This is a genomic window from Paenibacillus swuensis (assembly GCF_001644605.1).
In the GTDB taxonomy this organism is placed as follows: Bacteria; Bacillota; Bacilli; order Paenibacillales; family DY6; genus Paenibacillus_N; species Paenibacillus_N swuensis.
On the sequence record NZ_CP011388.1, the window covers coordinates 4792490 to 4807630 of the forward strand.

The following is a 15141-nucleotide window of genomic DNA, read 5'->3' on the forward strand; positions in this document are numbered from 1 at the left end:
TTTCGCGTTTAGTCGTGATCCAAGGTTTGCGCCGTAATCAGCGATTTGGCCACCAGGCCTCCCGCATGATAAATTTCAATATCGAGCTTACCGAATTTCCTGCTCATTTCGAACAGTTTGGGACGAATTTCGATTTCCGCGTCAATCTGCAAGGGACGCAGGAAATAAGAGGTCATGTTCTCCAAAACCGCGTCATGCTTACGGTGATCACGGATGACACGATAGGCCGCCTTCGTCATTAATGTGGTCAGCACCCCTTCTGATACCGTGCCCAGATGATTCGTCATTTGGGGGGTTATGATGCCCGTAAAAGTAAGGGTACCGTCCTCCTCCCGGCGTTCGTCAAAACCTGTCCAGATCAGGTCTTGGAAAGTTTCACCGATCTGGGGTTGCTTCTGGGCATATTGCATCGCCTTCAATACATCCTTGCGGGATATTACGCCAAGCAGCTTGCGCGATGTATCCACGATGGGAATCAACTCAATCCCTTCCCAAACCATTAAATGCGCCGCGGAAGCTACCGACGTATCCAGCGACAAAGTTGCCGGATTACGCGTCATTAATTTATCAATGGATTGGTCCGGCGATTCCCCTACCACATCCTTGGACGTGACTACCCCGATGACCCGGTTCCACTCATCTACGACGGGAAAGCGGCTGTGGGTCGTTTCGTCGACCATCCTCCGCAACTCTTCGACCGTGTTATAGCTCTTGGCGGCTATGACTTTGGATCTCAGGGAAACAATGTCCTCGATCAGCATGATTTTCTTCTTGATCAGACGATCGTCAATCGCCCTGTTAATCATGGAAGCTACTGTATAGGTATCATAGCTGGAAGAAATAATAGGGAGACACAGCTCATCGGCTAATTCCTTAACCTCCCGGCTGGTGTCAAACCCCCCGGTAATCAAGACGGCGGCCCCTTGCTCAAGGGCGACACTATGGGCTTTCTGTCGATTCCCGATAATAAGCAGAGACCCCGCGTCAATATATCGCATCATCGCATCCAGCTCCATCGCGCCTATAACGAATTTCCCCAGCGTCTTATCGAGCCCCTGTGCCCCTCCGAGAATGGAACCGTCCACAATATTCGCTACTTCGGCAAACGTAAGCTTGTCGATATTGTTGCGTTGCTTCTTCTCGATCCGGACCGTGCCTATTCTTTCCTTCGTGCTCAGCAGTCCCGTCGCCTCGGCTTCTTTCAGCGCTCGATAGGCGGTACCTTCGCTCACTTGCATATCTTTAGCCATCGTTCGAACCGAAATCTTGGTCCCGACTTTGAGATTCTCAATGTATTTCATCAGTTGCTCGTGCTTGGTTTGTGTTCCGTTCGTCAAACCGTCCATCTGTATTACCCTTTCTACCGTTAACTGTATTAATCTGTAATAAACATATTATACTGCCAAATGCAAAAAAGAACAAATGTACGTATTTCACAAAAGAGCTGTACATCTAAAGAAAACCGCTCCCTGTCCGAAGACCGGGGCGGTTGTGATGTGTATTGAAGGGAAGACGGTATTCAGTTCATATAACGGCGCAGCAGACGTTCCCGGCCGGCTCTTTTAGCCCGTTTGATCCGCGCAAGCTCTTTACGCTGCTCCTCATCCACACCCAGCAGAAAATGCAACTGAGACGCGATGATCAGTAAAGAAAAGCAAATCCATATACAGCTGAACAAGGTTGGCAATGTCAGTCCATATCCATTCTCCAAGCGGGGAACCGCGAACATCAGCAGACCCAGCGCCAACCCCAGATACAATACTCTTCTAGCGCCTTTCATAGATCCAACTCCTTTGCTAAGACTAGTTTACTATCAGCCTATGGTAACGGAGCGTAAAATATGAGACAAACCTGCGCTGCCTGAGTTTATATTCTCTGCTATAGAACGTCCTTCAACGGTTCCATAATAATTCGGTTTACATCCTCCACAATAACCCCTAATCGTCTCTCGGCCTCGAATATCCGTTGAATGTTGGGATTCATGTTCAAAATTTCAAACCTTTTCTGCATCCGGTCCATCTCGTCACTCGATGGGGATTCCCCGTTCATCAGCCTCTGCTGTAACTCCAATTGCTGGCTCCGGAAATCATCGAGCATCCGCTTGCCTTCCTCATCCGCTTGAATTGCAAGCGCCGCAGCCTTACAGTCCGCATACTCATTGCTTTCTTTAATGGCTTTGGTCAGTTCGTAAGCTTTGTCATACACATTCATCATTCTCATCCTCTCTCAAATTTGGGCGTACCCAACCTTTAGCTTTTTCCGTTCTCTCTATGCTAACGAAAACTGCAATACGCCTATAAGCGGCGCGGGTTTGCGAATTCGTCGGAAATGCGGATACCGGCTTATGAACCGCTTTCGAGTTCTGGGATGTTACAAGCACCACTAGATTAGTGTCCTCATATGATGATGTATTGAAAGTTGATGCTGGGAAGGAGATCACGCATGCAAAGCTCCAAAATCACAGTACAGGTGCTTGGCTCCAGCATACACGACGAATCGGTCATCTGGGTCAGTGACACGTTGCTGAAGAAATTCAAGATGTCCGCCAACCAGCCGGTTACCCTTCAGTTTGGCGCATTTCGGATGCAGGTAAAGATGGTATCCATGGTAAAAGGCGACGGCATCCGTTTGCAGGAATCCACAGCCCGCAAGATGGGGCTGCAAACCACCGTTCAATTAAGGATGCAGTATAAAGCTTCTTCCCATTCCCTCATCTTGGGACCGCTCATTGGAGTGCTGGTCAGCCGATCTTATTCGCAATTCCCCGATAAGCCCTTCGGTACCATCACTTCGTTCGCCAAGGAACTGGTAGACGCGTGCCAGAGTCAGGGGGCGTTGGTTTACTTCTTCACGCCGAATGAAGTCGGATTCAATACAAATTATGTGCAGGGCTGGAGTTATTCCGACAGCTGGTATAAGACGGCTTTCCCATCGCCGGATGTGTTGCATAATCGTTTAACGACCCGAAAACTGGAGAATAAACCCAGCGTACAACATTTCATGAGGGAAGTAAAACAGCGTCATAACACCAGTGTGTTTAACGAGAAATTTCTGAATAAAACCGAAGTGTTTCAGGCTTTGCAGCATGATCATACCTTGTTGAAATATCTTCCGGAATCCTATCTCTTCAAAAATTTCACAATGCTCAAATCGATGTGCAGCAAGCATAGTGTCGTGTTCCTTAAGCCTATACGAGGCAGTCTGGGTAAAGGCATTATCCGCATAACCAAAATGAGCGACAATTCATATCAATGCCATTTTACCAATGTAAACGGTGCTCGTAAACAGAACTTTCCGAAACTGTTAAACCTCTTTACAGCCATCTCCGGCAAAATGAAAACAACGCGGTACCAAATCCAACAAGGTTTGCATCTTATGGAGGTAGGCAAGCGTCCTGTGGATTTCCGCGCACTCGTACAGAAAAATCTCGAGGGAAAATGGGAGATCACCTCTGTCGTAGCCCGAATTGCCGGAAGTCACCACTTTGTCTCCAATATCGCCCGAGGCGGAACGCTCAGCACGGTGAAAGAAGCGGTGGCTAAATCGAATTTAACCCCTTCGAACCGCAGTGATCTTTATAACAAGATGCACAAAGCCGCGTTAGACATCGCAGCAGGCGTGGATGCCCAGATCCCGGCCCATTTCGGAGAATTAGGTATCGATCTGGCCGTGGATGTCACCGGTAAAGTTTGGTTGCTGGAAGTTAACTCCAAGCCTTCCAAAAATGATAACACCCAACTTAACGATACAAAAATCCGGCCCTCTGTCCGGCGTATGGTCCAATACGCCCGCTATCTGACCGGTTTTACGAGGTGAAACCGATGCTACGTAAACCTCATCAACCGCGTTATGTCGGCATCATGATCTGTGAACGCGGAGGCGCTCTGCCATTTCCCGAGCGCGATTACTTTCGAAAGCTTTGTCTCCTTGGGCACAGCTTAGGGATGACTGTCTATATTTTCTCACCGGAATGGGTGCGTTTTGAAAACAACCGTACCGTGGGGTATACGTATAACGGCAAGATTACCGCCTGGGAAAAAAGTGTGTTCCCTCTGCCCAATGTGCTCTACGATCGTTGCTACTACGCGAATAAGATGAGGTACGACCTTCATGCTCCGTTGATCAGCAAGCTAAGAAAGCTGAAGGGAATCCGATTCATGGGATATGGCTTGAAAGGGAAGTGGGATGTGCAACAGGCGCTGCACAATCATGAGAACATGCTGCCTCATCTCCCTTATACGGAACTGTATCAAACCTCCCGAGGACTTAGCTCGTTCCTGAACACGCATGGAGAAGCATTCCTCAAGCCCCATGCGGGAAGTCACGGTAAGGGTGTTATGCACCTGATCAAGAAGGCTGAGAGTACGTTTGAACTTAAGGGCAGGAATCCACAAAATTCACCTTTTCACATTACATTTCGGAATGAACAAACAATGCTTCAATGGGTGAGACGCTTTATGGGCACCCGGCGTTATCTCATCCAGGAATACCTTAAATTGACTACAACCGAAGGGGAACCTTATGACATTCGTTCTTTGGTGCAAAAAGACGGCGGAGGGAATTGGCGAACGACAGGCATGGCGGTCCGCAAAGGAAAGCAGGGCAGTATAACCTCCAATTTGGCCGGAGGGGGTCACGCGGAAGAGGTTATTCCCTTCCTGAGTAACCAATTCGACCAGGAACAAGCCGATACGATTCTGACTGTGCTAAACCATCTCTCTTCTACGATTCCCGAAGCCCTGGAACAACAACACGGAAGGCTTGCTGAGCTGGGTATCGACCTCGGGGTGGATACCCAAGGCCGTGTATGGATATTGGAAGTTAATTCTAAACCGGGCAGATCCGTTTTCACTCAATTGAACGACCTGAACGCACGTAAAAATTCCGTCAAGTATCCCATACAATACGCCCGGTATCTTTTGGATCGGCAACTAGGAGGATAACCATGAGCATAACCAATTGCAACGTACACTTTACCGCGCAAACCGACAAAGCGATCTATGTTTCCGGCGCTTTGTTGAAACAGCTTAACCTGGGAGGACGGAAATCCGTTTCCTTCCGCTTAGGCAAAGAGTCCATTCAGGCCACGGTGCGAACGATTAAACGGAAAGGAAATCATCTATATCTTCCTTCCGGCATCAGGAACACGATACGCGTACCGAAATCAGGCAACATCATGGTGCTGAGTAACACAGATGAAGTGCACATCGGTCCGCTCATCGGCATTTTAACCGACGGTACCGGCCGGAGCGGCGCATTGCCTTTCAGCGGTCGTACCGGCTTCATCAAACAGCTGCTGAAGGCGGGCCACAACAAAGCTTATTTCTTTGCGTTTACGCCGAGAGACATTGATTGGCAACGAGATATGGTAACAGGCTACTTTCTAAATGAGAGCAACGGCTTCACCCGAAAAACCGTTCCCCTGCCGGACGTTGTCTACAATCGCCTGCCTAGCCGAATCGCCGAAGGCTCCGGATCCATGGAGAGCTTCAAAGAAAAATTCGTGAAACGTAAAATTGCTTTCTTCAACTGGAGCTTTTTTAGTAAATGGGAAGTTTACAACATGCTGGACGGCGAACAGGAAGCTTACAAACACGTGCCAGAGTCCTTCCTGAACCCGACGCCCGAACGGATTAAAGAGCAGTTGGAAAAGCACTCTTTTGTCTATCTGAAGCCTACAGGAGGGTCTTTAGGCCGCGGTATTTACCGATTGACGTATCATCCCAAGAAAGGTTACTTTGCCCGGTTCCGAAGAGGCGGATCGAACGTGCTCCTTCGGTTCAGCAATTTCAACTCCCTCATGCGCATGTTGCACAACGGCAATAAGAGCCGAATGAAGAATTATGTGTTGCAGCAAGGGATTCGCCTGATTGAAATCGATTCCTGTCCCATCGACTTCCGTTTCCATCTACACAAGAACGGCAAAAATCAATGGGTCGTAGCGGGCATCGGTGCAAAGAAAGCGGGTAAGGGCAGCATAACGACGCATGTAAAGAACGGCGGACAGCTGATGACGCCGGAACAGGCGCTAAGCCGGGTATTCGGCGGAAGATCCGATGAAGTGCTGGAGGAAGCGAAGAAAGTGTCAATCAAGATGGCGGAGGCTATAGAGCGAAACTATAAGCATACCATCGGCGAGCTGGGACTGGACATCGGTGTCGATAAAGACGAGGAAATCTGGATGTTCGAGGCCAACGCTAAACCGGGACGCTCCATCTTCAAGCATCCTTCTTTACGCGGTGAGGGTAAGCAGTCGTTGACTTATATCTTTGAACATTGCATGTATTTAAGCAAGTTCCGTGTAAGAAAGGATGGTTAAGTGTGGACATTCACCTGCACGACGTCAGCCACAAACCCGTCTTAGCCATTCTTACCGTGGATGATGACAACGGTCTGTTCCGGGGAAATCGCAACAATTTCATTGATCTGATCAAGACGGGGAGAGATCTGGGGTTCCTCGTCTATGTGGCGACATGTAAAGAATTAAAGCTTAACAACAAACGCATTATCGGTTTTACTTACAACGCGGAAAGCAAGACATGGCTGCAGCAGCTGTTCCCGCTTCCTCATGTGGTCTACAACCGTATCCCCTTTCGCAAGGATGAGCTGCTTCCCGAGAGTCAAAGAGCGATCGACAGTTGCCTGCGCCACCCCAATATTCGGATATTCAATCCCGCGTTCTTTAATAAATGGCATCTCTTTGAGTGGCTGAAGAAATCCAAGAGCACCCGCAAATACATTCCCGCAACTCGTAAATTAACCACTGCCGCGGAGTTCGGCAAGCTGCTTAAGCAACACACCGTCCTCTATCTGAAACCGGAACGCGGAAAAGCCGGCGTAGGTATTATGAGAGCCAAACAAACGACGAACAAGGAGCATCCCTTCCGTTTAACGGTGCAGGATGAAAAAGGCAGTCACACCTATAGGTTCACAACCCTCTCCAAGTTGTGGAGCAAGCTGTCCCGCTTCACCGGAGATGAAGATTATATCGCCCAACAGGGAATTCAGCTGGCAAGCGTGAGTCAGCGTCCGTTCGACCTGAGATTGCTGGTGCAGAAAAACTACAAAGGACAGTGGGATGTGACGGGCATCGGCGCCCGTGTGGCGGGGGTGCTTAGCATTACCACTCACGTTCCGCGCGGCGGTTCAATAGATGATCCGGAGAAGTTGCTGACGGTATCCTTTGGCAGTGAAATCGCCAAGAAACTCATGGTAAAAGCAAAGCATGCCGCGCATCTGATCGCCAGACAGGTGGAGAAAGGCGCGGGACATTCCCTAGGTGAAATGTCCATGGATATGGGCGTTGATGAAAAAGGGAATATATGGTTTTTTGAAGCCAATGCGAAACCGATGAAGTTTGACGAGCCCCATATTCGCAAAAAATCGCTTGAACGTATATTTCAATACAGTATGCACCTAAGTAAACATTGGCAGGTCAAGTCGGGAGGCGGCTAACGTGCGCATTCACGCAATTACACCCGACCGGTATCACCGGTTTAACAAGGGCGTGCAACAATTTGCCAAACGGCATGGTGACGGCCGCATCACACGGGGCGCTCTGCGCCTGGCTGAAGCCGCTTTAGCCGATAGCTCCTCCTCCAAGGGAAATCAACTGCTCCTGATGTCGGATCAAGGAGACATTGCCGGAGTCAGCCTAGTGTTGGGATATGGCGAGATTGCCGCTATAGTCATTGTTCATTCCGAATACAGGGGACGCCGGGTGGCCCCGCAGCTGATTTCGCGACACGTTGCCGATTTAGGAGCCTATACGTGCAACGTAGCCGTCCATAATACACCTAGCTTAAAGATGTGTTTCCGTGCAGGACTGACCGCGGTGGGTCTGTTTACAGGACCAACAGGTGTGCCCACACTGCGGTTTATCCATCCCGGCAGCTTCGTGACTTCTACAAATTTGAATCAAAGTGGGTGAATCCGTTGCCTCAACCTGTGCTAGGCATCATGACCTTGTACCTGAACAACCGTAAATATATTGAGGAACGCTCTGTGTTTCAAAAAATGATCGTCGCCGGCAACGGGCTGGGCCTGGCTTCGTTCGTCTTTACACCGGAAGATATTGATCGTTCCCGCAATCTGATTAACGCTCAATTCTATGATACAAGCAAAGCGCGCTGGACCCGGAAGTGGACTTCGTTTCCCACCCTGATTTTCGACCGATGCAGATACCAGCCGAATAAGAGGTTTCATCAGCTTCAGAATTTTCGTAAAACCTATCCCAAGTTGGTCTATTTGAACCGTCCGATCTCCAACAAATGGGTCATCTACGAAATTATGATGAAGAACAGCCGCATTCGTCCTCACTTGCCCGAGACCAAGCTATGTATGCGGGTCAAGGACGTGACTGACTTTCTGGGAAGATACAATCTCGTCTATCTGAAGCCGAAGAACGGCACCGGGGGACGGGGCATCCTGCGAATTGAGCGAATGACAAATCAGATCTATCTGATTCAAGGAAGAGATCACAACCGCAAAATTATAACACCTCAGCGCGTAACCCGCAGCCAAATTACCGAACGATTAAAGAACTGGCAGTTACCGGGTCGTTACCTCATTCAACAAGGCATTCAGTTGAAACTGAAAGACGGACGGGTTCACGATTACCGCCTGCTTATTCAGAAGAACGGAACAGGCAACTGGGAAGTGACCGGTTGTGCCGGCCGAATCGGCGCCCACCGCAGCATCACCTCCAATCTCCACGGCGGAGGTCAAGCGGTGAAGATGGATGATCTGTTAGGCCGTTGGTTCGACAACGAAGATAAAATTAGAGAAGTTAAGCAAACCGCGGATGATCTTGCTTTGGAAGTTTCCCATTTTGTCGAAGACAAGTACGGCAAGCTGTGTGAGCTGGCGTTAGACCTGGCCATTGACAAAGAGGGGCATGTCTGGCTGCTTGAGATCAATCCCAAGCCGGCACGCGAAGTATTCAAGCAAATCGGTGAGAGCGACACCTACACCAAGGCCATCTCACGACCTATGGAATATGCGCTGTGGCTCTACCGTCAGAAGAAGGCGGCTAAAGTGGCCGCTTCCGCCAAACGGAAAGGAATGAAATAATTAAGCGATCCCTGACCGAATCACCTGCGGACAGAATGTAAGGTGCCGGCCCGGCCGGTACCGGTCGGGTTACATACTTGAACAAAGAAAAAACCTGCAGAACGTGTCTGCAGGCCGTCAAGGAATTTATATATCATTAAAAGGGGGGTTGCTATAACTATACCCACTTAATATTAAATGAACATGAATGAAATATTACATTCTTGTTACAGCAGGATTATAAGTCTTTTACAGGTTTCTTATCCTTCTGATAGATATGGACACGCAATATTCTCAACCGGTCCATTTCAGCCGCTTCAAATACATAATTACCTACTTCCACCTTGCGATTCTCTTCCAAGTTACCCTCCAACTGTTTGAACATCCAGCCTCCGATGGAGTCTACCTCTTCATCCTCCATATGCAGTCCGAACATATCATTCACTTCCTCGAGCAGCGTGCGCCCTTCTACCGAAGTGATATGATCCAGAACTTCGATACTCGGACGATAGCCTTTATCGAACTCGTCATGAATCTCGCCTACGATTTCCTCCAGAATTTCCTCGGTTGTTAACATTCCGGCGGTACCTCCGTACTCGTCCACAACAATGGCCAGCTGAGACGCCTTGCGTTGCATTAATTTCAACACCTGGCTGATCTCCATGGATTCCGGAACATTGAGAATGGGACGAACCATGGAACGGATATCGGGATTGCTCGTTAAGTCCGTTGTGAGCATATCCGTAATGTGCACAAATCCGATAATATCATCCTTGTCCTCATGGGCTACAGGATATCGGGTATGTTTGGTCGCATAAACCGTACGCAAGTTTTCTTCAAATGGAACCGAGGTATACAAGCATTCCATATCTGTTCGCGGTAACATCACTTCCCGCGCAAGGCGCTCACTGAACTCGAAGATATTATCAACAAGCCTCATCTCATCTTTGTCAATATGACCGGTCTTGGCGCTCTGTGTGACCAGAATTCGAATTTCTTCCTCCGTATGGGCGGCTTCATGCTCGCTTGCAGGCTCCACACCGAAAAGTTTAAGCAAGCGGTTCGCGGCTCCGTTCAGAAACCATATAGCCGGCATGAACAGTTTGTAGAACAACATTAACGGTCCGGAAAGCCAAAGCGAAGTCAATTCAGACTTCTGAATGGCCAACGATTTAGGAGCCAGCTCCCCGATGACGATGTGTAAGAAGGTAATGACCAGGAACGCGATGGCAAAGGAGATGGTATGCATCCAGGAACTTGTCATATCGAAACCGAATTTATGGAACAGCGGTTCCACAATCAATTCATTAATGGCAGGTTCCCCTACCCAACCCAGTCCCAGGGAAGCCAACGTGATCCCAAGTTGCGTAGCGGATAAATAAGCATCCAGCTTCTTGTTCACCGTTAATGCATACTTCGCGCGTTTGTTTCCCTCATTCACCAGTTGGGTTAAACGAGACTGACGAACCTTTACCAACGAGAATTCCGCAGCCACAAAAAATCCGTTCAGTAATACAAGAAATAGGACCAAACTTAAATTTAGCGCAATCTTTCCCCATTCAAAATGTTCCAAGTCGCATTACCCCTAACTTTAAGCGAAGATCGCTTTTCTCGATTTGAAATCCACCGATTTGTAATAGGCATCCGCAACTAGCAGGTTTGGACCGCAGCAATTCGCGGCAGGGCAATGACAATCCACAGTCTGACCTACCGGGTGAGCGAGCCAGCGGTCGAATATGCTGTCCAGACTCTCATCGGATATGTTGCCGAATGACGGCATGTCCGCGAAATCAGTGACGAATACATCCCCGTTAAACAGATTCAGGTTCAGCCGGTTTCGCCCGTCCGGATCGTTGCGAACGGTTACGTTCGGTGTTTGTTTTAACTTATTAAGCAATTTTTGATCATCTTGAAACGGATTGCATGCAAAAAAGGGCAGCGTACCGAATAACATCCACAATTCAGGACGGCGCTCATCCAGTAAACGATCAACTGCGTTACGGATTTGATCCAGCGTCAACAGGGGTAATCCAGCCGCAAACGAGCTTGGATACATCGGATGCACTTCATGCCGCCCACAGCCCATCTCATGAATCAGCCTGTGAATATCGACTAACTTATCATGCGTTCTGTAATTAATCATCGATTCAGCCGAAACGAACATACCCTCACGGCTCAGTTTCGTCGTATTTTCCACCATACGCTCATAAAGCTTCGCAGCGGCTGTCAGTTTCACTTCATGCCCGCTGTTGGCAAATCCAACTTCATGGAAGTGTTCGGCATTTAAATAATTAAAGGAAATATGCATCACATCGAGCCAAGGCAGCATGGATTCATACCGGCTATAGTCAAGGGTGACATTCGAATTCAGCTGGGATTTAATGCCGCGTTCCTTAGCGTATTTCAGAATCGGTAAAATATACTGGTCTACGGTTGTTTTATCATAAGACGGCTCGCCGCCGGTAATACTGATCGTTTCCAAATGCTCCACTTGATCCAGTTTATCCAAGATCAGCTTCAGAGGGAGTTTAGCGCCTTCCCGCATCGTTAAGGAATCCCCTACCGCACAGTGCTCACAGCGCATGTTACACAGATTGGTTATGGTCATTTCAACGGAAGTTAGAACATGTTTGCCGTATTTGCGGAGGGAAACGATGGGGTCCCACGGATCATTTTCAGGAGAAACAGGCCACGCTGTCGGATATAGTAATGATGGATTATTCATAATAGGGAAGGCACCTGACTTTACATTATATTGCCCGATCTTTCGCCAAGACGGTTATCTTGTATTGTATCGTTCTGAAGGTAATGAAAGCAAGCAGGGGGAAGGAAGAGGGAAATTTGTATCTTTTGGGAACACAATAAAAAGCCCCGCAACCGCGTTCGGCTGCAAGACTATAGGTTGTTACACGAATTGATCATTGACCTGGGCGATCATGACATTCAAGTTTTTGGAGAGATCGATTTCATACATCTGCTTCAGATCTTGCCCCTCGGCGTCTTGCAAAACACGGATAATCGGCCTTTGAGGGAAAGAGGAGTTGATATCCACGACCACACCCTTCTCGCCGCTATGCAGCATCACGGACACACCGACCGGATAGAGCGCCACCTTATCCCGAAACGCTTCTAATTTACTTTGCTCATATAGCGTTCCCGATCCTGTATACAGCATTTCCATCGCTTGATGCGGCAACATCGCCTTCCGATAGACCCGGTGCGAGATCATGGCGTCATACGAATCAACCAATCCGATCCACTTGGCATAGTCATGGATATCTTCGCCGCCGATCCCCCGCGGATATCCCGTTCCGTTCATTCTTTCGTGATGTTGAAACGCGCAATGCGCCGATAACAAAGGTATGTTAGGTTCATCCTTCAGTATTCGAAAGCCAAGTTCAGCATGCTTCTTCATCGTCTCGAATTCGGATTCGGACAACGCGTGAGGTTTGTGGAGAATTTCTACAGGGATCTTCGTCTTGCCGACATCGTGGAGCAACGCACCGAGACCCAACGTCATCAGTTCCTCCCGGTTGTAACCGTCCGCCATACCCAACATCGTGGAATAGATACACACATTTAATGAATGTTCATACAGGTACAGATCTGTGATACTCATATTCGTAAGCATAATCATAGCGTCCTTATGGCTGCCCAGATCATCAATCAGTACCTGCATCACATTGCGAAAGTCCTTGCCCATCGTAGGTTGAACTACATTCCGCTTACGTCCCGCTTCATCCATGATCCGCTTAAAATTACTGCGGATTTCAAACATCACCCGCCTGCGGGTGTCATCCGAAATTAAATCCGGAATCGTCACGTCCTCTGTTCGCGCGTCCGCTATATAGATATAGGCGATTCCCATTTGTTCCAGCCGTCGGATGAGTCCTCCTGTAAGCTCGACTTGCTCGCTAAGAAGAACTAAACCTTCCTCATTGTAAATCTTCCTGCCTAGTTTCATACCGGGTTCACATCTATGTATAGGGATTAATCGCATTACCGGTCTCTCCATCCAAAAAAAACATATTATAAGTATTTCTTATTTGATTTAAATGTAAAGCAAACATTGGAAAGAAGCAACTAAAAAACCGCATCTTTCGACACGGTTCTTAGGTCTTATTTTGAAGTTTAGCGCATGTTAAGACCCATCTATTGGTATAAAATTCTGATTATGGGATTCGAGCAGCGCTTGGGGATTCTGAATTTCCGCTGCCAGCACGTCCCTGAGAAATTCCGGCAATTGAAATTGCAAATCCTTCCCCTGACTTAAGCTCAGATAGCCGATGCGAAACGTGAACATATCGATGGTGCCGACTTTGTAGTCCTTGTCTTCGTTCAACAGCTCATCTCCTACGCGAATGGACGTAATACGGTTGCCTTCAGGGCCACGCGGATTATAACGGATCGTCAGGCCTGAAACCGCCAGCGTGCCGAGCACCTTCCCGCGGAAGCCGAAACCCCGGATCTCCTTCCCTGTAAAGGCGGGAAGGAGGCATTCCTCGAGCGACCGTCGCAGATCGCGGCCGCTCAGAAGCATGCTGCACGGGTTGATCGGCCCCGGGCAGATCGCGTGCAGCGTCGCTGCGGTGACCGGGCCCGCCGGCAGCCCGGCCAGCAGCTGTCCGGCGTTGACGAGGCCGATTTCGGCGCCCGTCCAACGCCGGAGGCCCGCCGCGAGCAAGTTGCCTAGCGGAGACTCCCTGTGCCACTCCAGTGGCACAGGGACGTCCAGCGCGGCAACGACGCCGCCCAAGGCGGCCTCGCCGCGGGCCCGGCCGGCGGCGATGGCCGCCGCTGCGCGGGCGGCCGGTTCGGGCGCGCCGGCAAAGCCGTCGACTTCGATGCACGACCCGCCCGTGTAAGACACGCGGCGGGTCGTTCGATCGAAGGAGAACTCGGCTTTGCCGACGTACTGCCCGAACTTGCCCGCGCCGCAGACGGCGGCGCCGCCGATGCGCAGCGGCGGATCCAGTACGTGGTGCGTATGGGCGCCGAGGATGCAGTCGATGCCGGGAATGATCCCGGCCATCTCTTCGTCTTCGCGGATGCCCAAATGCGACAGCACCACGATCAGATCCGCCTGCGGGCGAAGCAGGGCCGTCAGCTCCCGCACGGTGTCCAGCGGATCGCTCACAGCCCAGCCCAAAGCCTCGTAGAACGGCGAGAACGCCGCCGTTACGCCGATCAGCGCAACCCGGATCCCGCCTTTATCGACCAGGCGGTACGGCTCCACCCATGCGGGCGGGAGCCCGGTTTCAAGCTCTGTGAGATTCGCGCAGAGCACGGGAAACCGGGTTCGCCCTTCGTAGGCTTCTCTCAGTTCCTCACGGGTAAACGTGAGTCCTTCGTTGTTGCCGAGCGTCACGGCTTCATATCCTGTAAGGTTCATCAACTCAATGTTTGCGGCTCCGCCCGTCCCCTCGGTTTCGACGCGGGACCGATCCATATGGTCCCCGATATCCAGCACCAGAAGCTCTTCCGGCGCGTAATGCTGCTTATAGTAACCCACCACGCCGGCAATGCCGGGCATCTGTTCGAAGTGGCTATGTATATCATTCGTATGCAGCACAATCAATCGTTGCATAGATACCGGCACTCCCTTCGCAAGCACACCTTGAATCAGCCTTTATAGCGTAATTGTTCTAGGGTTACCTCATTCTTGTATCCGTATGTGGCTGCTTCGCCCAATTGCTTGTCGCGGGCAAACCGAATATCCACAACACTCTTTACATTCAGGCAGGCACTGCTTCCGTTAGGGACATAAAGACGGATCGGAAAACCCTTCTGCAGCGGTTTGCCGTCTTGCTCGTACAGAATGGAAGCCATATCCAGCTCATGCCATGGAATGATTGCTTGAAACTCATCCTCGGCTTCCACAATCAAGTGCGTCGGTCCATCAGCCCCTTCACCTTCACCTTGGCCTTCTCCTGCCCAGACCGCGTACCAGCTCCTTAAATCGAAAGCGCGTCCGCGCGCTTTACGTACCCGCTCTTCCAGATTGATATGACGCGGCGCTTGCCCGACAAGATCCTCCACCGAACACGTCATATCCTTCCCGCCATCTTCACGAACACGAATGGCCATAGC

At 49.9% G+C, this 15141-nt stretch carries 14 protein-coding genes; 6 read left to right on the top strand and 8 right to left on the bottom strand.

Going from position 1 to position 15141, the window contains the following annotated elements; translation table 11 throughout:
• Positions 1-8: 8 nt before the first annotated feature.
• The 3 genes from SY83_RS21585 to SY83_RS21595 form a co-directional block, all read right to left on the bottom strand.
• The gene (locus SY83_RS21585) at positions 9-1346 is read right to left on the bottom strand and encodes a DRTGG domain-containing protein (protein ID WP_068610320.1); all 1338 of its coding nucleotides are present in this window, start codon (positions 1344-1346) and stop codon (positions 9-11) included.
• A 173-nt stretch (positions 1347-1519) separates the two neighbouring features.
• Positions 1520-1780 carry a hypothetical protein gene (locus SY83_RS21590; RefSeq protein WP_068610322.1) on the bottom strand — a complete coding sequence of 87 codons (261 nt, stop codon included), beginning with the start codon at positions 1778-1780 and terminating at the stop codon, positions 1520-1522.
• Positions 1781-1878: 98 nt separating this feature from the next.
• Positions 1879-2211, bottom strand: a complete 333-nt coding sequence (locus SY83_RS21595; RefSeq protein ID WP_068611288.1) for a YlbF/YmcA family competence regulator — start codon at positions 2209-2211, stop codon at positions 1879-1881.
• Between the two features lie 231 nt (positions 2212-2442).
• Here SY83_RS21595 and SY83_RS21600 point away from each other — a divergent pair, with 231 nt between their 5' ends.
• Genes SY83_RS21600 through SY83_RS21625 form a run of 6 tightly spaced genes read left to right on the top strand, consistent with a single transcriptional unit; the run spans position 2443 to position 9072 of the window.
• Positions 2443-3816, top strand: a complete 1374-nt coding sequence (locus SY83_RS21600; RefSeq protein WP_068610324.1) for a YheC/YheD family endospore coat-associated protein — start codon at positions 2443-2445, stop codon at positions 3814-3816.
• A 5-nt stretch (positions 3817-3821) separates the two neighbouring features.
• Positions 3822-4943, top strand: coding sequence for a YheC/YheD family endospore coat-associated protein (locus tag SY83_RS21605; RefSeq protein ID WP_068610326.1), 1122 nt, complete (start codon positions 3822-3824; stop codon positions 4941-4943).
• Between the two features lie 2 nt (positions 4944-4945).
• Complete coding sequence (locus SY83_RS21610) at positions 4946-6319, top strand: YheC/YheD family endospore coat-associated protein (RefSeq protein WP_068610328.1); 1374 nt, start codon at positions 4946-4948, stop codon at positions 6317-6319.
• A gap of 2 nt (positions 6320-6321) precedes the next feature.
• A complete protein-coding gene (locus tag SY83_RS21615; RefSeq protein ID WP_231891321.1) occupies positions 6322-7455 on the top strand; it encodes a YheC/YheD family endospore coat-associated protein in 1134 nt (377 codons plus the stop codon).
• 1 nt (position 7456) lies between these two features.
• Positions 7457-7930: an N-acetyltransferase gene (locus SY83_RS21620; RefSeq protein WP_068610330.1), complete on the top strand. Its 474-nt coding sequence runs from the start codon at positions 7457-7459 to the stop codon at positions 7928-7930.
• 29 nt (positions 7931-7959) lie between these two features.
• The gene (locus SY83_RS21625; protein ID WP_231891322.1) at positions 7960-9072 is read left to right on the top strand and encodes a YheC/YheD family endospore coat-associated protein; all 1113 of its coding nucleotides are present in this window, start codon (positions 7960-7962) and stop codon (positions 9070-9072) included.
• A 217-nt stretch (positions 9073-9289) separates the two neighbouring features.
• Here SY83_RS21625 and SY83_RS21630 read toward each other — a convergent pair whose 3' ends face one another.
• From SY83_RS21630 to SY83_RS21650, 5 genes are all read right to left on the bottom strand, one after another.
• On the bottom strand, positions 9290-10624 hold the full coding sequence (locus SY83_RS21630) for a hemolysin family protein (protein WP_068610335.1): 1335 nt from the start codon (positions 10622-10624) through the stop codon (positions 9290-9292).
• Between the two features lie 18 nt (positions 10625-10642).
• Positions 10643-11776: a radical SAM/CxCxxxxC motif protein YfkAB gene (gene yfkAB / locus SY83_RS21635; RefSeq protein WP_068610338.1), complete on the bottom strand. Its 1134-nt coding sequence runs from the start codon at positions 11774-11776 to the stop codon at positions 10643-10645.
• A 180-nt stretch (positions 11777-11956) separates the two neighbouring features.
• Positions 11957-13066 (bottom strand): HD-GYP domain-containing protein, encoded by a 1110-nt coding sequence (locus SY83_RS21640; RefSeq protein ID WP_331709963.1) that lies wholly within the window; start codon positions 13064-13066, stop codon positions 11957-11959.
• 126 nt (positions 13067-13192) lie between these two features.
• Entirely contained in the window at positions 13193-14638 is a 1446-nt protein-coding gene (locus SY83_RS21645) for a bifunctional metallophosphatase/5'-nucleotidase (protein ID WP_068610342.1), read from the bottom strand.
• A 35-nt stretch (positions 14639-14673) separates the two neighbouring features.
• Complete coding sequence (locus tag SY83_RS21650) at positions 14674-15138, bottom strand: molybdopterin-binding protein (RefSeq protein WP_068610344.1); 465 nt, start codon at positions 15136-15138, stop codon at positions 14674-14676.
• Positions 15139-15141 lie beyond the last annotated feature (3 nt).

Coding starts and splice junctions, on each gene's coding strand:
- SY83_RS21610 (WP_068610328.1), top strand. CDS start 4,946: ATGAGCATAACCAATTGCAACGTACACTTTACCGCGCAAACCGACAAA.
- SY83_RS21600 (WP_068610324.1), top strand. CDS start 2,443: ATGCAAAGCTCCAAAATCACAGTACAGGTGCTTGGCTCCAGCATACAC.
- SY83_RS21605 (WP_068610326.1), top strand. CDS start 3,822: ATGCTACGTAAACCTCATCAACCGCGTTATGTCGGCATCATGATCTGT.
- SY83_RS21585 (WP_068610320.1), bottom strand. CDS start 1,346: ATGGACGGTTTGACGAACGGAACACAAACCAAGCACGAGCAACTGATG.
- SY83_RS21590 (WP_068610322.1), bottom strand. CDS start 1,780: ATGAAAGGCGCTAGAAGAGTATTGTATCTGGGGTTGGCGCTGGGTCTG.
- SY83_RS21640 (WP_331709963.1), bottom strand. CDS start 13,066: ATGGAGAGACCGGTAATGCGATTAATCCCTATACATAGATGTGAACCC.
- SY83_RS21625 (WP_231891322.1), top strand. CDS start 7,960: ATGACCTTGTACCTGAACAACCGTAAATATATTGAGGAACGCTCTGTG.
- SY83_RS21650 (WP_068610344.1), bottom strand. CDS start 15,138: ATGGCCATTCGTGTTCGTGAAGATGGCGGGAAGGATATGACGTGTTCG.
- SY83_RS21645 (WP_068610342.1), bottom strand. CDS start 14,638: ATGCAACGATTGATTGTGCTGCATACGAATGATATACATAGCCACTTC.
- yfkAB (WP_068610338.1), bottom strand. CDS start 11,776: ATGAATAATCCATCATTACTATATCCGACAGCGTGGCCTGTTTCTCCT.
- SY83_RS21595 (WP_068611288.1), bottom strand. CDS start 2,211: ATGAATGTGTATGACAAAGCTTACGAACTGACCAAAGCCATTAAAGAA.